Origin of the sequence: Streptomyces atratus (genome assembly GCF_900119365.1) — a bacterium.
In the GTDB taxonomy this organism is placed as follows: domain Bacteria; phylum Actinomycetota; class Actinomycetes; order Streptomycetales; family Streptomycetaceae; genus Streptomyces; species Streptomyces atratus_B.
Genome location: NZ_FPJO01000001.1, coordinates 578352 through 598533, shown reverse-complemented (window position 1 = coordinate 598533; position 20182 = coordinate 578352). Strand labels below are relative to the sequence as shown.

At 70.0% G+C, this 20182-nt stretch carries 16 protein-coding genes and 2 pseudogenes; 9 read left to right on the top strand and 9 right to left on the bottom strand.

Annotated elements, in window-relative coordinates; all coding sequences use genetic code 11:
* Positions 1–58: 58 nt before the first annotated feature.
* The 4 genes from BT364_RS02755 to BT364_RS02735 form a co-directional block, all read right to left on the bottom strand.
* Positions 59–892 carry a DUF5336 domain-containing protein gene (locus BT364_RS02755; protein ID WP_072483417.1) on the bottom strand — a complete coding sequence of 278 codons (834 nt, stop codon included), beginning with the start codon at positions 890–892 and terminating at the stop codon, positions 59–61.
* A 192-nt stretch (positions 893–1084) separates the two neighbouring features.
* Positions 1085–2026, bottom strand: coding sequence for an N-acetylmuramoyl-L-alanine amidase (locus tag BT364_RS02750; protein WP_072483697.1), 942 nt, complete (start codon positions 2024–2026; stop codon positions 1085–1087).
* A 35-nt stretch (positions 2027–2061) separates the two neighbouring features.
* A complete protein-coding gene (locus tag BT364_RS02745) occupies positions 2062–2718 on the bottom strand; it encodes a class I SAM-dependent methyltransferase (protein ID WP_072483416.1) in 657 nt (218 codons plus the stop codon).
* Positions 2719–3059: 341 nt separating this feature from the next.
* Positions 3060–3506: a DUF6415 family natural product biosynthesis protein gene (locus BT364_RS02735; protein WP_072483415.1), complete on the bottom strand. Its 447-nt coding sequence runs from the start codon at positions 3504–3506 to the stop codon at positions 3060–3062.
* A 271-nt stretch (positions 3507–3777) separates the two neighbouring features.
* On the opposite strand from BT364_RS02735, the gene BT364_RS02730 reads away from it, so the two are divergent.
* The 4 genes from BT364_RS02730 to BT364_RS02715 all read left to right on the top strand — a co-directional run bounded on the left by BT364_RS02730 (position 3778) and on the right by BT364_RS02715 (position 7577).
* The gene (locus BT364_RS02730; RefSeq protein WP_072483695.1) at positions 3778–4275 is read left to right on the top strand and encodes a DUF5753 domain-containing protein; all 498 of its coding nucleotides are present in this window, start codon (positions 3778–3780) and stop codon (positions 4273–4275) included.
* Positions 4276–4280: 5 nt separating this feature from the next.
* Entirely contained in the window at positions 4281–4490 is a 210-nt protein-coding gene (locus BT364_RS02725; RefSeq protein ID WP_107408149.1) for a DUF397 domain-containing protein, read from the top strand.
* A gap of 65 nt (positions 4491–4555) precedes the next feature.
* Positions 4556–5278, top strand: a complete 723-nt coding sequence (locus BT364_RS02720) for a hypothetical protein (RefSeq protein ID WP_072483414.1) — start codon at positions 4556–4558, stop codon at positions 5276–5278.
* An 844-nt stretch (positions 5279–6122) separates the two neighbouring features.
* Complete coding sequence (locus BT364_RS02715; RefSeq protein WP_079179287.1) at positions 6123–7577, top strand: serine/threonine-protein kinase; 1455 nt, start codon at positions 6123–6125, stop codon at positions 7575–7577.
* A gap of 570 nt (positions 7578–8147) precedes the next feature.
* Here the strand turns inward: BT364_RS02715 and BT364_RS02710 are convergent.
* Genes BT364_RS02710 through BT364_RS02700 form a run of 3 tightly spaced genes read right to left on the bottom strand, consistent with a single transcriptional unit; the run spans position 8148 to position 11835 of the window.
* The gene (locus tag BT364_RS02710; protein ID WP_072483412.1) at positions 8148–9494 is read right to left on the bottom strand and encodes a M20/M25/M40 family metallo-hydrolase; all 1347 of its coding nucleotides are present in this window, start codon (positions 9492–9494) and stop codon (positions 8148–8150) included.
* The gene (locus tag BT364_RS02705; RefSeq protein WP_072483411.1) at positions 9491–10882 is read right to left on the bottom strand and encodes a cytosine permease; all 1392 of its coding nucleotides are present in this window, start codon (positions 10880–10882) and stop codon (positions 9491–9493) included. The genes BT364_RS02710 and BT364_RS02705 overlap by 4 nt, the downstream gene beginning before the upstream one ends.
* A complete protein-coding gene (locus BT364_RS02700; RefSeq protein WP_072483410.1) occupies positions 10882–11835 on the bottom strand; it encodes a DUF1177 domain-containing protein in 954 nt (317 codons plus the stop codon). The genes BT364_RS02705 and BT364_RS02700 overlap by 1 nt, the downstream gene beginning before the upstream one ends.
* A gap of 150 nt (positions 11836–11985) precedes the next feature.
* On the opposite strand from BT364_RS02700, the gene BT364_RS02695 reads away from it, so the two are divergent.
* On the top strand, positions 11986–12813 hold the full coding sequence (locus tag BT364_RS02695) for an IclR family transcriptional regulator (RefSeq protein ID WP_072483693.1): 828 nt from the start codon (positions 11986–11988) through the stop codon (positions 12811–12813).
* Positions 12814–12842: 29 nt separating this feature from the next.
* Positions 12843–13571 (top strand): dipeptidase PepE, encoded by a 729-nt coding sequence (pepE, locus tag BT364_RS02690; protein WP_072483409.1) that lies wholly within the window; start codon positions 12843–12845, stop codon positions 13569–13571.
* On the opposite strand, the gene BT364_RS02685 is transcribed toward pepE, so the two are convergent.
* Positions 13534–15330, bottom strand: a complete 1797-nt coding sequence (locus BT364_RS02685) for an MFS transporter (RefSeq protein WP_072483408.1) — start codon at positions 15328–15330, stop codon at positions 13534–13536. The two genes, pepE and BT364_RS02685, sit on opposite strands and share 38 nt — an antisense overlap.
* A gap of 259 nt (positions 15331–15589) precedes the next feature.
* Here BT364_RS02685 and BT364_RS02680 point away from each other — a divergent pair, with 259 nt between their 5' ends.
* From BT364_RS02680 to BT364_RS02670, 3 genes and pseudogenes are all read left to right on the top strand, one after another.
* On the top strand, positions 15590–17770 hold the full coding sequence (locus BT364_RS02680) for an acyl-CoA dehydrogenase family protein (protein WP_072483407.1): 2181 nt from the start codon (positions 15590–15592) through the stop codon (positions 17768–17770).
* A 47-nt stretch (positions 17771–17817) separates the two neighbouring features.
* The gene (locus BT364_RS02675; RefSeq protein WP_072483692.1) at positions 17818–19014 is read left to right on the top strand and encodes a lipid-transfer protein; all 1197 of its coding nucleotides are present in this window, start codon (positions 17818–17820) and stop codon (positions 19012–19014) included.
* Between the two features lie 40 nt (positions 19015–19054).
* A pseudogene (locus BT364_RS02670) lies at positions 19055–19573 on the top strand (MFS transporter); the annotation flags it as partial.
* 38 nt (positions 19574–19611) lie between these two features.
* Here the strand turns inward: BT364_RS02670 and BT364_RS39780 are convergent.
* Positions 19612–19860: pseudogene (locus BT364_RS39780) on the bottom strand (response regulator transcription factor); the annotation flags it as partial.
* Positions 19861–20182: the final 322 nt, after the last annotated feature.

The window sequence follows — 20182 nt, the reverse complement described above, 5'->3', positions numbered from 1 at the left end:
GCGGCCCCCCGCCCGGAAGGGGCGGAGGGCCGCTCTCGTACTGCTGTGGGGCGCGGGGTCAGCCGCGCTGGATGCCCGTGGTGTCCTGGAGCACACCGCGACGGCCGTCCTGGGTCTGGGCGATCAGGCCCGGACCGCGCTGCTCCACCGCGAGGTACCAGGTGCCGGGCGCCAGCTCGGCGATCGGCGACGGCGAACCGTCCTCCCCGTAAAGCGGGCGGGCCACCGGCACCGCGAACCAGAACGGCGTGAAGTCACCGGCCGGCGCACCCGCGGCGGGCGCCTGCTGGGCCGCGGCCTGCGGCTGCGGCTGCGGCTCCGGCTGACCGGGCTGCGGCTGGCCGCCGAACGGCTGCTGCTGACCCGGCTGACCGCCGTACGACGGCTGCTGGGCACCGGGGTATCCGTACCCCTGGCCGGGCTGCGGCTGACCGCCGTACGGAGGCTGCTGCACGCCCCTCGGGCCCGAGGCGCTCACCAGAGGGGCCTTCAGCGCGGGGACCAGCGGGGTGGCGACCGCGCCGCCCGCGAGCACGATCGCGGCGAGCAGGCCGAGGATCATTCCGGCGCCCGCGTTGCTGGCGTCGATGATCGACCAGAAGGCCGTCCACACCGCGAAGATGCTGAAAGCGGCACCGAATTGACCGAGGTCGAAGCCGACGATCTTGCGGCCCGGGGTGGCGCGGCCCACGATGACCAGCGCCGCTCCGATGATTCCGGCCAGGTAGACGCTCATCAGGAGCCCGAGCGAGTCCCAGGCGTTCGGGGCGTTGGAGCAGTTGATGCCCGCAGGGCAGTCGAAGCCGAAGAGGTCGAGGAAAGAGGCGATGAACAGCACGACCGCTGCTCCGATCACCACGCCGTCGCCTCGAGTGAGGGAGCGGATATTCACGTGAAGGTCCTTAGTCGATCGTCTCGTCGGGGCGGTCGTCGCTGCCGCCTGCACGGGTAAGGCGGGCACGGCACGAAGCTCGGGGGGCGGCCCCCATCGTACGGATGAATCTATCGTCTGCCCGGGCGGGTTGTGTCCCTGCCCGGACGCCGGACGCACATCCCCCCAATTTCGCCTCAGAACTACCTCTTGCTACCCATTGAGGTAGCTGCTGATGCCATCGGCAATGCCTTGTGCCGCCTTCTGGCGCCAGCCCGCGCTGGTGAGCAGGGCGGCATCCTTCGGATCACGCATATTGCCGCATTCGATGAACACTTTGGGCACGGTCGACAAATTAAGTCCGCCCAGGTCCTTGCGAACGTCCAATCCGGTATTGCCACCGACGTAATTGGAAGGCGCACTTCCGGTGGCTCGGACGAATAGCCCCGCGATCCGGGTGCCGAGGTCGCGCGAGGGCTCGACGATCTTCGAGGTGTCCGCCGCCCCGCCCCGCACCGGCCCGGGGAGGATCACATGGAAACCGCGGTTGCCGACCGCGGAACCGTCCGCGTGCACCGAGACCACGGCATCGGCCCGCGCCTCGTTGCCGATCCGGGCCCGCTCGTCCACGCACGGACCGTACGTGCGGTCGTTGTCGTACGTCAGCACGACCTTCGCGCCCTGCTTCTGGAGGAGGGTGCGCAGCCGGTGCGACACATCGAGGGTGAACCGGGCCTCGGCGTAACCGGAGTTGGTGGACGTCCCGGTGGTGTCGCACTCCTTGTGCGTGGTGCCGATGTCCACCTGGCGGTTGATCTCGCGGGTGTGCAGGTGGTTGTTCGGGTTGTGGCCGGGGTCGATGACGACGGTCTTCCCGGACAGCGGACCGGAGTTGCCGCCGGCGGGCGGGGCGGACCGGGTGGGGGAGGGGGACGTCTTTTTCGGCGCAGGAGCGCTCTTCGAAGGCGAAGCCGAGGGCGGAGTCGACGGTGATGTGGCGGCGGCACTGCCGCCCGGGCCGGGCCGGGCCGGCGCTCCGGCACCGGCGTCGCCCGCGCCGCAGCCCGCGGCACTCAGGCACACGGTCGCGAGCGCGGTGGCGGCGAGCAGGGACCGGCGGCGCCGGGTGGGGGGAACACTCTCGTCGTACGGCACCACGCGATGCTATCCGGGCGGTCGGACGGCCCGCCTCAGAAATCCGTGCCCGTGCGCCGCAGCACCCGCAGCGAGTCCGTCACCGAGACCTCGGTGAAGGCACCGGACTCCAGCGCCCGCAGATAGACGCGGTACGGCGCCTGGCCGCCGTGCGCGGGGTCCGGGAAGACGTCGTGGATCACCAGCAGCCCGCCCTCGGCGACATGCGGCGCCCAGCCCTCGTAGTCACCGTTCGCGTGCTCGTCGGTGTGACCCCCGTCGATGAAGACGAGCCCGAGCTTCCCGCCCCAGACCGCCGCGACCTGCGGAGACCGTCCGACCAGCGCCACGACGTGGTCCTCCAGGCCCGCCGCGTGCAGGGTCCTGCGGAAGGTCGGCAGCGTGTCCATCCGCCCGACCTCCGGGTCCACGACGGTCGGGTCGTGGTACTCCCAGCCGGGCTGCTGCTCCTCGCTGCCGCGGTGGTGATCGACGGTGAGGGCCGTCACACCGGCCGCCCGCGCGACGTCGGCGAGCAGGATCGTGGAGCGCCCGCAGTACGTGCCGACCTCCAGGACCGGCAGCCCCAGCGCGGCGGCCTCGGTGGCGGCCGCGTACAGGGCGAGCCCTTCGCCCACCGGCATGAAGCCCTTGGCGGCCTGGAAGGCGGCGAGAATCTCGGGCGACGGCTCGACGGCGGACTCGGCGGGCACGGGTTCCTCCTGGTGGGACGGTTCGGCGGGGGTGCGTGTTCGACGGCGCCCCATCGTGCCGTACGCCCCCGCCGAAGGCGTCGGCGGGGGCGTGCCAGGTTGTCATCGCCGGGGCCGTCTTCTGAACCCCTGCGGGTTCTCGCAATCGACGTGTCGGTAGAACGTGACCGGGCTTCCGGACGCGCGCTCGATCTCACCGCGCCGGCAGCACTCAAGGCTCTCGATCGGTTTCATGCACGCGGGGCACGTCTCTCCCGAGGGGGCGAATGTTGTGTATTCCCACTGTCGCGCGTCCGCGCGGGAGGTCCTGGCCGGCTCGGGCACGGATCGAGGGATTCTGGTCATGTCCCGTTCCTGTTCCCGCTCTCGCTCGACATGGTCATGTGCTCCGGTGTGGAGCCGACGAGGGCTGTTTCCGTCCGCTTGCGATGCTCGGCGACCAGTCGGCGCAGCATCCGGGCGAGGTCGCAGAGGTACTGGTAGGAGCTGAAGACGAGGATGTCGTCCTTCGGCGCGGAGGCGAGTAGTTGGTCAACCTCCCATAGAGCGGCGCGTGTTGCGGTGGTCTGCGGGTGGTTGAGGACCTCTTCGGCGAAGAGGCTGATGCGCCCTCGCAGTTCGGCCGTCCACGTGTCGATCTCTCGGCGGGTGGTGGTGCCGAGCCGGAGCCGGAGGGCGTCGTCAGCGGCTTGTGCCGCGGCTTCGACGTCCAAAGGGAGGTCGGCGGCGTGGGGGACCTCGGCTTTCGCGGCCGGTTCCGATGGCCGGGTAGGCGTGGGGTCTGTCATGGGGACTCCTGGCCCTGGGGTGCAGGCGGAAGGGCTGCGCCTCGGTGTTGGGCTGCACACCGTTTTGGCAACCTTGAGTAATCGTGACAGCGCGGGCGGTAGTGTGGAACTGCTGCTGCGGTTTTCTACGAGCAGGTTTCCGCGTGAAGATCTGTGCCACGGCAGCGCGTTCACGCTTCCGGATGGAGCCTTCTGCCGTGACGCAGAATGCGCCTTGCGACAGCGGGACATTCTCAGTCACACTGGGTAACAGGCCCTGGGAGCCATGAAGATGATCACGGATGTGGAGTCGGCGACGCCCGCACTCTGCCGCCTTCAGTTAGGTCGCGAACTCCGACAGCTCCGGCAGGCAGCCGGACTCACGTCGACCCAGGTCGTCCGCACCTTGATCTGCAGCCCGTCGAAGCTGGCGCCGCTCAAGTTCGCGGCGGTCATCAACGAGGCGGTTCTCCGCCGCCTGGTCGGCGGTCCGGCCGTCATGCGTGCGCAGATAGAGCATCTGGCGGAGGTGGCCGAGCTGCCCTCGGTGCGGGTGCAAGTCATCCCGTTCAGGGCGGGCGTACACCCCGGGATGAACGGCGCCTTCACGCTGCTCCGGTTCGACGACGCACCATCCATCGCCTACCTGGAGAACCTCGGCGGGGCGTCGGTCACACGGAGGCGCGCCGATGGGGCCCTGTACGAAGAGGCGTTCAACGACCTCCAGATTCTTGCCGTGGGACCACGGGAGTCTCTCGGCATGATCAGAGAAGCGATCAAGGAGCATTGATTTACATGACCACTCATGAGCCCGCCGGTGCCCACTGGTTCAGGTCGAGCTACAGCAACAACCAGGGCGGCGAATGCGTCGAGGGCGCACGGCTCGACGGGCACCGGATGGCCGTTCGCGACTCCAAGGACCCGGGGCAGGGCGCTTGTGTCTTTCCTGCCGTCGCCTGGTCGGCGTTCGTCGATGAGGTCAAGTCCGGCGACACCGTTGCCTGATGTTTCCTGAACGGAGGCCCTTGCCGCGTGCGGCAGGGGCCTTTGCCGCTGATTAGGGTGCCCGCATGGGTTTCTACGATTTTCGTTGCGCCGTCACCGGGATCAGCCTGCGCGGGATCGACGCGGTACTCGTCGGGCTGCGACCGGTCGGTGACCGGTACCGGCCGCTCACCCTCGGCATCGCCGGAAAGTACAACCGGCTCGGCTCGATCGACCGTATCGAGGAAGACCCCCACACCGATCTGGTCGCGGAATACTTTCACCGCCGCGCACGGGCCGGTGACTTCGTGATGGACCCGGGGTACGCGGACGACTACGGCAATCCGCCGCGGGACATCGAGAAGCTGCTGGCCTACTTCGAGCGGAACGTCAGCGACTCGTCCGAGGAGCACCCGGCGGCGACGCTGTTCGGCCGGCGCGTCTTCTCGACGCTCGTCGCGCGGCCTGTGTGGACCGCCCTGGCGCCCGCGTTCGCTCCGGACGGCGGGACGTATGAGACCTGGTACGAGGAGCTCTTCGCCGAGTCCGCCGAGACCGAGGAAATGTACCGCGACCTGATTCGGGAGCTCGCCCGGCACATCGAGGAACTGTCCGCGGTGAACGGCTTCCTCGACTCCCGCGGACTGGCCTGGTCGATCCCCGGCGACGACGAGATCGGCGAGCAGCACTTCGGCCCCGAGATGCGGCAGTACCTGGACGCGGCCCGGTCGGAATTCCACGACGTGCCGGCCGTACTCGAAGCGCTCACGGACTACGAGCAGCGGGTCGGCGACCTGCTCGACGACTGAGGCACCGACGGGCGGCGGCCGAGAGCACGACGACCGGTGTGCCGGCCCGACGGAGGACCCGGGGCCGGTGCATGGACGCTGAATGCCTTCGGGTCTCTCCGCACGGCCATGCGCCCGACTGTCAGCGGCGCGCAGTGCGGTCCCTTCATGGGCTCATTCGTCCGCGACCTTGGCGGGGAGGGTGAGCCACAGGGCGGCAAGCAGCCCGCCCGCCCCCGCGTCCGGCCGACCTACTGGCGCCCTTTGGCCACGCACTTGGCGCACGGGAACGGGCACGGGGGAGGCGTGGCTCCCGGCGGCAGGTAGACCGCTCCCGAGTCCATGTTCAGAGCCCCGCCGTACTGAGTCCACCAACCCGCCGGAGAGTCCGCGCACGGACTGCCCGGCGCGAACAGCTCGGAGTCGGGCGTGCTCACCGCTGCACCTTGCGTTCGCATGCGGTGTGCCGATAGACGACCACGGGCGGTTCGGAATGACGGTTCATGAAACCCCGGCGTACTGGTTCGAGAGACATGATCGGTTTCATGCACGCCGGGCAGTTCTCGCCCGCAACCACTCACCGCGACCAGCTGAACAACACAGACAGCGCGCCACCGACCTGACATCACGATGCTGAATCACCATCGGCAAAGAACTGCAGATCATCACTGCTCAGGCAATCCGGACCTGTCAAAAGGGGCGACGGTAAACCCTGGATCGTGGGAGGATCGATCGCAGATGCCTGGTTCCGTCTAATCCTGAAATCACCAAGTGCTCGGCAGGAGAGCAACGATGAACCGCACCCTGAAATGGTTCCTGCCCGGCTATCGCAGCTGCGGTGGCGTCGCGACAGCGAGGGGCTCGCATGCGTGACTTAGCGCCCGAGGACCCCGCGGCAATAGGACCATACCGGCTTACTGGCAGCCTGGGCGAGGGCGGTATGGGGAAGGTCTACCTGGCCCAGTCGCGCGGGAGACGACGTGTAGCGGTGAAGGTCGTACGTCCGGAGATCGCGGCGGACCCCGGCTTTCGCGAACGGTTCCGCCGCGAAGTAGAGGCCGCGCGAGCCGTCGGAGGGTTCTGGACCGCGCCCATCGTCGACGCGGACCCCGACGCAGCTACACCCTGGGTTGCCAGCGACTACATCGCCGCGCCAAACCTCGCCGAACGCGTAAACGAATACGGGCCTTACGACGAGGACGAGCTACTCTCGCTCACTGTCGGCCTGGCTGAGGCCCTGGAGACTATTCACCGCGTCGGCCTGGTGCACCGTGACCTCAAACCGTCGAACATCCTGGCAACAGACGACGGGCCACGGGTGATCGACTTCGGAATCTCCAAGGCAGTGCAGGGTCTCACCACCCTTACCGACACCGGTCTCATCATCGGCAGCCCTGGTTTCATGTCCCCCGAACAAGCATCGGGAGGCCCCGTCGGGCCGTCGAGCGACATCTTCTCGCTGGGTGCCGTGCTGGTCTTCGCCGCCACAGGGAAAGGCCCCTTCGACGCAGAGAGCATCCCCGCCATGCTGTACCGCGTGGTTCACGACACCCCCAGCCTGAGCGGGGTTCCAGAAGGGCTCCAGGACGTGCTCGCCGCCTGCCTGGAAAAGGCGGCCGAACGGCGGCCGACCCCGGGCAAACTGCTCGACCGGTTCAACGGCGCAAGCCTTCTGGCACCCACACGCCCAATGCAGCGAGGCGAAGCCACCACGGCAACGTCTCCCGCCCAGACCACGCCGGGGGCCACCCCAGCCGCGGACGCCCGCGTCTCACATCCCACCTGGGGCAATTTCGAGGGCGGAAAAATCTTTATTGCGATAGGTCTACTGATGAGTGCCGGAATCATCTTATATCATCTGCTCTCCGGAGATGATGGACTCTGGGAATCGCTCGTGGTGCCGGTGCTGTTTTCGTTTATCCCGGGCGCTAGCTTGTGCTTATGGGCGGCCCGGCATCCGCGCGAAACCATAATCGAGGTCACTGGACAGGGCCTGAATTATGTCCATCTGCATTGGAATTGGCAGGGTCTTTGGGAGGAAATCCAGTCAGTGACCCTGGCCCCTTTCCGGTATCCCGAAATCGATAGAACCTATTGGGAGGTCAAGGCTACTTGGGGCGAAAACTGGAACCCAGCTGATCAGGTGCCCAAGCCGTTCCGTGTCAAGGGCCATTCCCGCGCGGCGCGAATCCTCGTATCGTTCACCGGTGCCGCCATGGCCCGTGCCGAACTGACCCGGCTGGACGTTGCCCTCCGCCACCACGCAGCGGGGAAATACAACCCCGATCCCGCTCTGATCGCACTGCTGCACGCCTCCTGATGTCCCGCTACCGGGACTAATCGCAGTGCATCGGGCTTCGGTCCGGTGGTGAAGCGATTCTGAACGCTGCTCTGACCGGCAGGCTAGTTGGCGCGACCCCAAGCGCTGTACGAGCGCGCACGGACGATCGTCCGACCCGAGCTGATTCCCGCATGACGAAAGCCCCGCCACGCCCCGAAGACGCTCGGGGCTGGTGGTCTCGTCCGTGAGCACGGATAGACGGACACACCGCACACCCCCGGGGTCTCGGTTTTGTGGACCGTGCCCGCGACAGGGTTCCGCGGTGTAGTCGTCATGCTCTCCGCAGAGAGCGCCGAGTTCCCGCTACCACCCTTGACCAGGACTGATGCCACCATGCCGACACTCCAGAACTACTGGTTCCGTGTGTTGGGAGACCCGGAGGGCAACGAGTTCTGCGCGGCGCAGCCTCTGCGTGATGCGCGAGCAGCGGGACAGCACCGGCTCCGGGCGCGATGACGTACGCCCCCGCCGGACGCGATGCGTGTCCGGCGGGGGCGTACGAGGGGTGAGCCCGGGTCGGGCGCCCCCGGCAGGGCTGCGATATGGAGGTCAGCAGCTCTGCCAGAGTCGGGTCATGACGCGGACGCCGAAGCGCAGGCCCTCCAGCGGGACGCGTTCGTCCACGCCGTGGAAGAGGCGGCCGTAGTCCAGGTCGTGCGGGAGCTTGAGGCCCTTGAAGCCGAAGCAGCGGATGCCGAGGTGGGTGAAGGCCTTGGCGTCGGTGCCGCCCGGGTTGCAGTACGGGACGGGGTGGCCGTCCGGGTCCTCGGCGCGTACGGCCTCGCACATGGCGTCGACCAGCGGGCCGTCGAAGGTCGTCTCCAGCGCGATGTCGTGGTTGACCCACTCGCGGGTGACCGAGGGGAGCAGCAGCTTGTCGATGGTGTCGATCAGCTCCTGCTCGTGGCCGGGCAGGAAGCGGCCGTCCACCCGGGCGGTCGCCTTTCCGGGGATGACGTTGGTCTGGTAGCCGGCATTGAACATGGTGGGGTTCGCGGAGTTGCGGAGCACCACCTGCATGAAGTCGGAGACCGGGCCCAGCTTCGCGAGGCTGCCCTCGATGTCGTTCTCGTCGAACTCGACACCGTAGAGGCGGGCCGCCTCCTCCAGCAGGGCGCGGACCGGCTCGATCAGCCGGATCGGGAAGGTCTCGCGGCCGATGCGGGTCAACGACTCGGCGAGGTCGGTGACCGCGTTCTCGTCGTTCGGGGACGAGCCGTGGCCGGCCCGGCCGGTGGCGGTGAGCTCCATCCAGGCCATGCCGCGCTGGGCGTTCTCGATCGGGTAGAGGCGGCGGGTGTCGTCGATGGCGAAGGAGAAGCCACCGCCCTCGCCGATCGCCTCGGTGACCCCGGCGAACAGCTCCGGGCGGTGCTCGACCAGCCAGTGGGCGCCGAACTTGCCGCCCGCCTCCTCGTCGGCGAGGAAGGCCAGGACCAGATCGCGGGACGGCCTGGTGCCGGTGCGGGCGAAGTGGCGGGCGGTGGCCAGCATGACCGCCACCGTGTCCTTCATGTCGATCGCGCCGCGGCCCCACAGATAGCCGTCGCGGATCTCGCCGGAGAACGGCGGGACCTGCCACTCGGAGGCGTCGGCGGGGACCACGTCCAGATGGCCGTGGACCAGGAGGGCGCCGCGCTCCGGGTCGGCGCCCGCGATCCGGGCGATGACATTGGCGCGGCCCGGGGCGGACTCGACCAGCTCGGACTCGATGCCCACCTCGGCGAGGCGGCCCACCACCCAGTCGGCGCTCGCGCGCTCGTTGCTGGTGGGGTTGGAGGTGTCGAACCTGATCAGCTCGGCGCAGAGTTCGATGACCTCGTCCTGGGCCTCGGCGGACGCCGGGACGAGAGCGGACGCCGGGACGAGCGGGGCGGTGGGGTCGACGGTGGTCATGCTGCTCCCACAGGGGTTGTCGCGCGGGCGGCGGGGGCGGCGGTGTCGTCCTCGTCGTCCAGGGTGGAGGTGCCGTACGGCTTCACCCAGCCCAGCAGGCCGAGGGCGCTGTACAGGATGAAGGCGGTGGCCAGCGAGTTCAGGGCCGGGATACCGCCGTCGTAGAACTTGCCGACGCAGAACGCCGCGATCCAGATGGCGATGGACATCGGCACCCAGGTCGGCGAGGTCTTCGGCAGGGTCTCGGACTCGCGGGTCTCGTCCAGCGGCTTGCGCATCCGCTTCACGACCCAGTACTCGGCCACGATGATGCCGCCGATCGGCGGGATGGCGACGCCGAGAACGGAGAGGAACTCGGTGAAGTGGGTCATGATCCCGACCGCCGACAGGGCCGTGCCCGCGACGCCGAGGACGATCGTGACCGCGCCGCGGTGGACCCGCTTGCCGAAGACGACCTGGAAGAAGTTGACGACACCGAGCGAGGAGCCGTACAGGTTCCAGTCGTTGATCTTGGCGGTGGACATCAGGACCACGATCACGCCGAAGGCGCCGGAGGTGGAGAGCACGATGCTGGAGACCTCGCTGCTCTTCACCAGGTGGCCGAGCAGCACACCGGTCATGCCGACGATGTACTCGGAGAGGATCATCGACGAGGCGCTCTGCAGGAAGACGTGCGAGCCCTTCTTGTTGTACCGGGTCATCTCCGGGGACACGATGGCGCCGGTCATGTAGCCGCCCGCGATGGCGGTGGCGGCGACGGCGAGCGGGATCGTCTGGCCGGGAGCCGGCGAGTTGATCAGCTCGCTGATCGAGTGGTCCTTCAGCGTCGAGACGATCGACCAGGCGACCATGGCGAAGAACAGCGGCGTGACGATCTTGGCGAAGACGGCCATGTACTTGAAGCCGAAGATCACCAGGGCGGTGATGGCGATGCCGGCCAGCACGCACCACATCCAGGACGGGCCGCCGACCAGCGCCGAGACGCTGTTGCCGAAGATCGTGTTCTGGACGCCGAACCAGCCGACCAGGCTGACCGCGATGACGAAGCTGACCAGCGCGGAGCCGTTGCGGCCGAAGCCGACCCAGCGGGTCAGCATCGGCGTCGCCAGACCCTCGCGCATACCGGCCAGACCGATCGCGAAGATCACCACCTCCAGGATCACCGCGCCGAGCGTGAAGGCGAGGAAGGCGTTCCCGAAGGTCATGCCGACACCGATGGTGGCGCCGAGGGTGAACTGCGAGATCGAGCCGGACTGGGCCAGCCACTGGAGCAGCATCGACCAGAAGCCGAACCGCTTGTCGCGCGGGACGCGGGACAGCGAGTAGTCGTCGCTGCCGATGGCCTTGGCCTCGTGGGCCACGGCCTCGGCCTGCGGGGTGGCTGCCATCAGGACTCCTGGGGTGTGCGGCCGAAGGTCTGCAGGTGAGCCAGCGACCCGTAGCGGTTGACGAGGTTGTCGAACTCCACCGCGTCGTGGAAGTCCAGTTGGCCGCTGCCGTAGGCCTTGGCGACCTCCACGGCGTAGCGGGCGGCGGACGCGATGTCCGTCTCGTGGCTCGCGCCCGTACCGCAGCCCGGCACCGCGGCGGCCGAGGTGATGGCCAGACCGACGACCGGGGCGGCCGTCGCGGTGGAGGGCTGCAGGATCGAATTGATGTGGTGTGCCCCATTACCGTACGGGGTGATGTCCTGCGTGGTCACGGGGTACGTGACCAACGGCTCACCGGTCACCACGGCCAGCAGTTCGCCCAGCTGCTCGCTGACCCGGAGCACCCAGCCCTCCTTGACGGTGGGCGACAGGGCGAGTCCCTTGTGGTTGATGATCCGGTTGCCCTTGGTGGTGTCGATGGAGAGCACGGCCTCCATCTCGCCGGTCACCTCGTGGCGGTTCATGGTGGCGATGTCCACGGGCGAGCCCATGAACGGCACCGGGTCGTGCGGCTCGGTCGGCGCGTTCGGGCAGATGTGGGTGGCGACGATCACATCGCCGGGCAGCACGTCGCCGCGGCGGCGCATGGCGAGCAGCTTGGCGGCGGTGGCGATCGCCGAGACGGCGCCGTCGGCGTCGGAGACCAGGCCGGTCACCTCGGGCCGGGCGCCGATGCCGCCGAGCCGGCCCACCACGCCCAGCGTGCGGGCGCTGCCACCCGACGTACGCCCGTGGGAGCCCGGGATACGGACCATCACGAAGTCCGTCGAGCCCTGCTCGCCGGCGACCGTGGTGACCTTCGCTGACGAGCCCTCGGTCCCGCTCACGGAGTCGAGGTACTCGACGACCGTCTTGCCATTGACCTGGGGATCGTCCAGCAGATCGACGATGTCCAGCACGTACTTCAACATGGGGGGCCTTTCTCGCTCATCCAGGCACCCGGGCCGGCGCTCGACGGGGGAAGCGCGGGGCGGGGTGCTGAGGCCACATTCGGGATCGGATAGCGTTGAACGCAACTGTTTCCCGTTATTTGCAATTCAGGTCTGAATGGTGAGATGACGATGGCGGACTTCGATCTGGACCGGCGCACCCCCGCCGGAGCCCTGCAAACCGTCGACCGGGCGCTCCTCGTGCTGCTCGCCTTCGAGCGGACCAGGCCCGACTGGGGCGTCACCGAGGTCGCCGAGGAGTTCGGCTGGGACACCTCGGTGGCCCAGCGGCTGCTCGCCACCCTCGCCGGACGCGGCTTCCTGGTCTCCGACCCGGTCACCCGCCGCTATCGCATCGGCCCCGCCGTACTGCGCCTGGGCAGGCTCTGGGAGCGCTCCGGATCGCTGGAGCTGCTGGCCGGGCCGGTCCTGGAGGAACTGTGCCGGGTCACCGGCGACACCGTGCTCTTCTGCCTGCCGGACAGCTTCCACATGCGGTGCGTCGCGGCCGAGGAGGGTGTGGCCGGGCCGCTGCGCTACTACCCGCTGGTCGGCGAGCTCTACCCGGCGCACGCCGGGGCGACCAGCAAGTCGTACTACGCGTACCTCCCCGACGAGCAGCGCCACCGGCTCTTCCGGGGCCGCCCGATGGCCCGGTTCACCGACCGGACGGTCACCGACCCGGACCGGCTGGAGGCGGAGTTCCTCAAGGTCCGCGCCCAGGGGTACGCCTGGACGGTCGGCGAGTACGACACCGGCATCGCGACCGTCGCCGTACCGGTCTTCCTCGGCCGCGAGCCGTACGGCAGCCTCAGCCTCGGCGGCGCCGAGGAACTCTTCGCGGGCGCGCCGCACGACCGGCTCGACGCGCTGCGCCACGCGGCCCAGCTGCTGGAGAAGCGGCTCACCCACCCTCCGCAGCGCCCGAAACCCCGCACCCGTCGTCCCCGCACCACCTGATGATCCGGAAGAGAACCAAGAGGAACCCCATGAATCTGCTGCTGCTCTCCAACTCCACCCAGTACGGCCGGGGTTACCTGGAACACGCCCTCGACACCGTCACCGCGTTCCTGCCCTCCGGCGCCCGGCTGGCCTTCGTCCCCTACGCGCTCGCCGACTACACCGCGTACACCGCACGCGTCCGCGAGGCCCTCACGCCGTCCGGGATCACTGTGCGCGGGGTCCACGAGAACGCCGACCCGGTCGCCGAACTCGCCGCGTCCGACGCCGTGTTCATCGGCGGCGGCAACTCCTTCCGGCTGCTGAGCGCCCTGTACCGGACCGGTCTGCGGGACGCCGTGACCGAGGCGGTGCGCAGCGGGCTGCCGTACATGGGGGCCAGCGCCGGGACGAACATGGCGGCGCCCACCCTGCGCACCACCAACGACATGCCCATCGTGCAGCCGCCGTCCTTCGAGACGCTCGGCCTCGTCCCGTTCCAGATCAACCCGCACTACCTGGACCCGGACCCGGCCAGCACCCACAAGGGCGAGACCCGCGAGGAGCGGCTCACCGAATTCCTGGAGGAGAACGACGTGCCGGTGCTCGGCCTGCGCGAGGGATCGTGGCTGCGGGTCGACGGACGCCAGGCCCGGGTGCAGGGCGCCCGGCCCGCCCGGCTGTTCACCCGCGGCGCGCAGCCGCAGGAGCTCCCGGCGGGCTCGGACGTCTCTCATCTGCTCACGACGACACCGCGGTTCGACGCTCCGGTGCGCTGACGCCCAGCACCAGATCGGCATCGACCGGCAGGCCGTCGCCCGGACAGGCCGCAGGGCAGGCGCGCGGCGCGTACCCCGCGGCCGAACCGGCCAGCACGTAGTTGCCGCCGGACGGGGCGGCCAGCGCGTAGTGGCCGTCCTCGTCCGCCACGGTGAGACCGGCCTGACGGCCCCGGTGGTCGATCAGCGTGACATTGGCGCGGGCCACCGGGGCGCCGTCCGCGTCCAGCACCCGGCCGCGGAAGCCGCCCGAACCGGCGACCGGGCGGGTGGCGGTGGGCGCCGGGTCCTGGGCGTCCCCGGCGCTGCTCGCCAGCAGCGCCGGGCGCATCGCCTCGCGCTGCGACGGCAGGAACGAGGCCAGCACCAGTCCGATCACCACCGCGCCCGTCGCGATCAGGAACGAGATGCGGAACCCCTCCATCGAGGGCAGCGGCACCCCGCCCGTGCGCACCGAGGTGTTCGCCAGCACCATGCCGATCACGGCGCTCGACACCGAGGTGCCGATCGAACGCATCAGGGTGTTCAGGCCGTTGGCCGCACCGGTCTCCGACGGATCGACGGCCCCGATGATCAGCGCGGGCAGCGAGGAGTACGCGAGCCCGATGCCGGCGCCGAGCATCACCGCGATCACCACGGTCTGCCAGGCGGCGCTCATCAGCCCCAGCCCCGCCCCGTAACCGATCGCGATGACCAGCATGCCGAGCATCAGCGAGACCTTGGGGCCCCGGCGGGCGGACAGCCGGGCGTACAGCGGGGCGACGAGCATCATCGTCAGACCGAGCGGCGCCACGCACAGCCCGGCGACCACCATCGACTGCCCGAGGCCGTACCCCGTCGACGCCGGCAGCTGGAGCAGCTGCGGCAGGACCAGTGAGACGGCGTAGAAGGCGACCCCGACCATGATCGAGGAGAGGTTGGTGAGCAGCACCTCGCGCCGGGCCGTGGTCCGCAGGTCGACCAGCGGGGCCGGGCTGCGCAGCTCGAACAGGCCCCACAGGACGAGGATCACCAGCGCGGCGGCGATCAGCCCGAGTGTGCTGCCCGAGGTCCAGCCCCAGTCGCTGCCCTTGGTGATCGGCAGCAGCAGGCAGACCAGTCCGAGCGAGAGCCCCAGCGCGCCGGCCAGGTCGAACCGGCCGGGGGCGCGCAGCGTGGTCTCCGGTACGACCAGGACGGTGAGCGCCATCGACAGCACACCGAGCCCGGCCGCGCCGAAGAACAGGGTGTGCCAGTCGGAGTGCTGGGCGACCAGCGCGGAGGCGGGCAGTGCCAGTCCACCGCCGACCCCGATCGAGGAGCTCATCAGCGCCATCGCCGAGCCGAGCCGCTCGCGCGGCAGTTCGTCGCGCATGATGCCGATGCCCAGCGGGATGGCGCCCATGGCGAAGCCCTGGAGCGCACGGCCCACGATCATGACCACGAGTGCGTCGGTGAAGGCGCATATCAAGGAGCCGACCACCATGACGGCGAGGCTGGCGAGCAGCATCTTCCGCTTGCCGTAGAGGTCGCCGAGCCGCCCCATGATCGGGGTGGCGACGGCTCCCGCGAGCAGTGTCGCGGTCATCACCCAGGTGGCGTTCGACGGGTCGGTGTGCAGCAGGGCGGGCAGGTCCTTGATGACGGGGACGAGCAGGGTCTGCATCACCGCGACGGTGATGCCCGCGAAGGCGAGCACGGGGACGACACCGCCGCCCGCCCTGCGCGTCCGCGGATCGGGGAGTTCCCCGGCGGGCTGTCCGTTCGTCGTCTCTGGCATGCGTGCGGCCTCCGGGCGGCGTGATCGAGGGTCTGAAGAGGCATGCGGGTGCGGCGGGCGGGCAGCGCCGACCGCCAACTGCGTGCAGGCTGAAACCTTCCGGGTGTCCGCGGTATTCCGGTGAACGAGGTGCGAACGGGGCACGACGGCGCACTCGGATCGGCGCGTGCGGAGATCCGGCCGGCATCTGACCTTCCGTCAGAATGGAACGTGTTCTACTCTTGCGCCGTTCCAGTGGCTGCGACCGGCGAGGATCCGCATGGGCATCGGAATCACCGAAGAACACAGGGAGTTGGCGCAAGCCGTACGAGGCTGGCTGGCGCGCGCCGCACCGCCGCAGGAGATCCGCAAGCTGCTCGACGCGGACGCCCCCCATGCCCCCGGCGTGCGCCCCGGGTACTGGGACGGGCTCGCGGAACAGGGCCTGCTCGCCGTCCATCTGCCCGAGAAGCACGGGGGTGGCGGCGGCCGGCTCCTCGATCTGGCCGTGGTCCTCGAAGAGGCGGGCCGGGCCGCGCTTCCCGGCCCGTACCTGTCGAGCTCCCTCGCCTCCGCCGTACTGCGCACGGCGGGGTCGCACGAGCTGGTGCGCGGGCTCGCGGACGGTACGCGCATCGGCGCCGTCGCCCTCGGCCCCGGCACCCTCACCGCCGTCGAGAGCGAGGACGGGCATCTGCTCGACGGCACCGCACCGCCCGTCCTCTCCGGCGCCGACGCCGATCTGCTCCTCCTGCCCGCCGAATCGGCCACCGGCACCCTCTGGTTCGCCGTCGACGCCGCCACCGAGGGGCTGACCGCCCGCCCGCACCACGGCGCCGACCCGACCCGGCCCACCGCCCGGATCCACGCCGAGGGGGTGCTCGTCCCCGCCGCCCGGCTCGTACGGACCGACACCACGCGCGTCCGCGACCTCGCCGCCGTCCTCCTCGCCGCGGAAGCCTGCGGAACCGCTGCCAGGGCCCTGCACACCGCCGCCGAACACGCCAAGGTCCGCGAACAGTTCGGCCGCCCCATCGGGCAGTTCCAGGGCGTCAAGCACCTCTGCGCCGACATGCTCGTACGCGTCGAGCGGGCCCGTGCGCTGGCGTGGGACGCGGCCCGCGCCGCCGACGAGGAGACGGACCCGGACGTACGGTCCATGGTCGCCGCCCTCGCGGCGTCGGAGGCCCTCGACGCCGCGTACGGCTGCGCCAAGGACTGCGTCCAGATCCTCGGCGGCATCGGCTTCACCTGGGAGCACGACGCCCATCTGTATCTGCGCCGGGCCCTGGTGGCCCGGCAGCTGCTCGGGACCGGCGACACCCACCGGCTGCGGGCCGTCCGGCTGGCCGAGGGCGGGGCGCGCCGCGGACTCGCCCTCGAACTCCCCGCCGGGGCCGCCGCCCACCGGGCCGCCGCGCGCGAGGCCGTCGCCGCCGCCCGCGGCCTCGACCCGAAGGCCGCCCGCCGCGCCCTCGCGCCGACCGGCTACGCCGCCCCGTACCTTCCCACCCCCCACGGCCTGGGCGCCGGCCCCGTACAACAACTCGCCATCCAGCAGGAGTTGGCGGAACAAGGAGTGAAGCTGAGCGATCTCGGGATCGCCACCTGGGTGGTGCCCTCGCTCATCGCCCACGGCACGGCCGCGCAGCAGGAGCGCTATCTGCTGCCCACCCTGCGCGGCGAACTCCTGTGGTGCCAGCTGTTCTCGGAGCCCGGTGCGGGGTCCGACCTCGCCTCGCTGCGCACGAAGGCGGAGCGGACCGAGGAGGGCTGGCGGATCAACGGCCAGAAGGTGTGGACGAGCGCCGCCCAGTGGGCCGACCACGGGATCCTGCTCGCCAGGACCGACCCGGACGCCCCCAAGCACGAGGGGATCGGCTACTTCCTCGTCGACATGAAGAACACCCCGGGCATCGACATCCGGCCGCTGAAGGAGATCACCGGCGACTGCCTCTTCAACGAGGTGTACTTCGACGACGTCCTGCTGCCCGCCGACGCCGTCGTGGGCGAGCCCGACGGCGGCTGGCGGGTCGCCCGCAACACCCTGGGCAACGAACGCGTCCACATGGCCGACCAGATGACCTTCGACACCGGCCTGGAGGCGCTGATCGCCCGCTCCGGCGAACTCGACGGCGCCTGCCGGGCCCGCATCGGAGCACTGGCCGCCGAGGCCCACGCCCTCGGCTGCATCGGACTGCGGACCACGATGCGGCAGGTCTCCGGTCTTGAACCCGGAGCGGGAGCCTCCGTCCGCAAACTCGTCCAGACCACCCACCAGCAGAAGGTCGCCGAACTCGCCCTCGAACTCCTCGGCCCGGCGGGCGCGGCCGGCGAGGGACCGGCGGAGCGGGCCCTGCACGGCTTCCTGATGTCCCGCTGTCTGACCATCGCGGGCGGCACCACCCAGGTTCAGCTCAATGTCGTCGCCGAGCGCATCCTCGGCCTCCCGCGCGATTGAAGGGACTTGCCATGAAGCCCGCGCAGCACGCGAAGCCCATGAAGCTCATGAAGGCGTACGTCGTCGGTGTCGGAATGACGAAGTTCGAGAAGCCCGAGACACGCGACTGGCAGTACTGGGACATGGCGAAGGAGGCCGGCACGGCCGCGCTCGCCGATGCCTCCCTCGCGTACGAGCAGATCCAGCAGGCCGTCGTCGGCTACTGCTTCCAGCCCTCCACCGCCGGCCAGCGCGCGGTGTACGAACTCGGCCTGACCGGGATCCCCGTCTACAACGTCAACAACAACTGCGCCACCGGCTCCACCGCCCTGATGACGGCCAGGCAGTTCGTCGAGGGCGGCGGCAGCGACTGCGTCCTCGCGCTCGGCTTCGAGAAGATGACGCGCGGCGCCCTCGGCGGCGGCGGCGCGGACGGCGGTGCCGCCGACTTCAAGACGTCACCCGTCGCCCGGCACTACGGGATCATGGCCGCCGCCCACGGCTTCGAGATGAGCCCGCCCACGGCCCAGATCTTCGGCAACGCGGCCCGCGAGCACATGGAGCGGTACGGGACGACCGAGGCACAGCTCGCCGCCGTCGGCGCCAAGAACCACCGGCACTCGGTGAACAATCCGTACGCCCAGTTCCAGGACCCCTGCACGGTCGAGGAGATACTCGCCGCGAAGCCCATCCACAGCCCGCTGACCAAGCTCCAGTGCTCACCCACCTCCGACGGCGCGGCCGCCGCCGTCGTGGTGTCGGAGCGCTTCGTCGAGCGCCACGGCCTGGGCGACCGGGCGGTCGAGATCGTCGCCCAGGCCATGACCACCGACACCGGCGACTCCTTCGCCTCGGGGACCTGCATCGACGCGGTGGGCCTGCCGATGTCGCGGGCCGCCGCCCGGCAGGTCTACGAGGCCTCCGGACTCTCGGCCGCCGACCTGGACGTCATCGAACTGCACGACTGCTTCTCCATCAACGAACTCCTCACCTACGAGGCGCTCGGGCTGTGCGGCGAGGGCGAGTCCGGGAAGCTCGTCGAGTCCGGCGCCACCACGTACGGCGGCCGCTGGGTGGTCAACCCGTCCGGCGGGCTGATCTCCAAGGGGCACCCGCTCGGCGCCACCGGAATCGCCCAGACCGCCGAACTGACCTGGCAGCTCAGGGGCGAGGCGGGGAACAGGCAGGTGAAGGACGCCCGGGTCGGCCTGGCCCACAACATCGGTCTCGGTGGAGCGGCGGTGGTGACGCTGCTGCGGAGGTAGGCCCGAATTCCGATGTACGGGGCGCAGCACGGGTGCGAGTATGACGGGCATGGCTGACGTCAAGACGCCCGTGCCGCCGCGGGAGCGGACCAGTACTCACACCCGGGCGGCGGTGCTCGCCGCCTGCGTCGGTCAGTTCCTCGTCGTGCTCGACGTGTCCGTCGTCAACGTCGCCCTGCCGTCCATGCGTTCCGACCTCGGGACGAGCTCCGCCGGACTCCAGTGGGTGCTCAACGCCTACTCGATCGCCTTCGCCGGATTCATGCTCCTCGGCGGGCGCGCCGCGGACATCTACGGCCGCAAGCGGATGTTCCTCACAGGCCTCGGCCTGTTCACCGCCGCCTCCCTGGCCGGCGGGCTCGCCCAGGAGGGCTGGCAGCTGATCGCCGCCCGCGCCGCGCAGGGACTCGGCGCCGCCGTGCTCGCCCCCGCCACCCTGACCCTGCTCACCACCACCGTCCCCGAGGGCCCGGCCAGGACGAGGGTGATAGGCACCTGGATGGCCGTCGGCGCGGGCGGCGGCGCGGCCGGCGGACTGATCGGCGGGGTGCTCACCGATCTGCCCCGCCACCGGGCGGCCCGGCGCTGAGACGCGGGCTACAGCCACCCCTGCTGCCGCACCGCCCGCACCGCCTCCATCCGGTTGCGCGTACCCGTCTTGCCGATCGCCGACGACAGATAGTCCCGCACCGTCGACTCGGACAGATGCAGCTTCGCCGCGATGTCGGCGACCGTCGCCCCGTCCACCGAGGCGTTCGGTGCGTCCCGTTCCCGCGCGGTCAGCGGGCTCGGCCCGCCGACGATCGCGAAGCCCATCAGACAGGCCACGTTGACCACCCCGGTGCCCTGCGGGGTGAGCCGGTAGCCGTTGCCGAGGCCGAGCAGGGTGAACGGCAGCGCGCCGATCCACAGCAGCAGCGCCAACGCGATCCACTGCCAGGCGTCCAGCCGCACCCCGTTGAGCAGCCCGCCGCCGGGCCCCGGCAGATGTGTGTGTACGGACTTCGCCATGACATATGTCATGACCGGGCGCCCGCCCACGGATGAATCTGACGCTACGTCAGCAGCGGTCTTCACAACTGCTGGGCGCTGCGTTATACATGGGTTCATCGGCTAGAACGCGTTCTAGAACGGGCGTGGCGGCCGGTCCCGCGCGACCTCGGTGCGG

What these genes read in the sequence shown, in the direction of transcription:
- BT364_RS02735 (WP_072483415.1), bottom strand. Translation starts at nt 3,506, where the DNA reads ATGACAGACCCCACGCCTACCCGGCCATCGGAACCGGCCGCGAAAGCC.
- BT364_RS02730 (WP_072483695.1), top strand. Translation starts at nt 3,778, where the DNA reads ATGATCACGGATGTGGAGTCGGCGACGCCCGCACTCTGCCGCCTTCAG.
- BT364_RS02725 (WP_107408149.1), top strand. Translation starts at nt 4,281, where the DNA reads ATGACCACTCATGAGCCCGCCGGTGCCCACTGGTTCAGGTCGAGCTAC.
- BT364_RS02720 (WP_072483414.1), top strand. Translation starts at nt 4,556, where the DNA reads ATGGGTTTCTACGATTTTCGTTGCGCCGTCACCGGGATCAGCCTGCGC.
- BT364_RS02715 (WP_079179287.1), top strand. Translation starts at nt 6,123, where the DNA reads ATGCGTGACTTAGCGCCCGAGGACCCCGCGGCAATAGGACCATACCGG.
- BT364_RS02710 (WP_072483412.1), bottom strand. Translation starts at nt 9,494, where the DNA reads ATGACCACCGTCGACCCCACCGCCCCGCTCGTCCCGGCGTCCGCTCTC.
- BT364_RS02705 (WP_072483411.1), bottom strand. Translation starts at nt 10,882, where the DNA reads ATGGCAGCCACCCCGCAGGCCGAGGCCGTGGCCCACGAGGCCAAGGCC.
- BT364_RS02700 (WP_072483410.1), bottom strand. Translation starts at nt 11,835, where the DNA reads ATGTTGAAGTACGTGCTGGACATCGTCGATCTGCTGGACGATCCCCAG.
- BT364_RS02695 (WP_072483693.1), top strand. Translation starts at nt 11,986, where the DNA reads ATGGCGGACTTCGATCTGGACCGGCGCACCCCCGCCGGAGCCCTGCAA.
- pepE (WP_072483409.1), top strand. Translation starts at nt 12,843, where the DNA reads ATGAATCTGCTGCTGCTCTCCAACTCCACCCAGTACGGCCGGGGTTAC.
- BT364_RS02685 (WP_072483408.1), bottom strand. Translation starts at nt 15,330, where the DNA reads ATGCCAGAGACGACGAACGGACAGCCCGCCGGGGAACTCCCCGATCCG.
- BT364_RS02680 (WP_072483407.1), top strand. Translation starts at nt 15,590, where the DNA reads ATGGGCATCGGAATCACCGAAGAACACAGGGAGTTGGCGCAAGCCGTA.
- BT364_RS02675 (WP_072483692.1), top strand. Translation starts at nt 17,818, where the DNA reads ATGAAGGCGTACGTCGTCGGTGTCGGAATGACGAAGTTCGAGAAGCCC.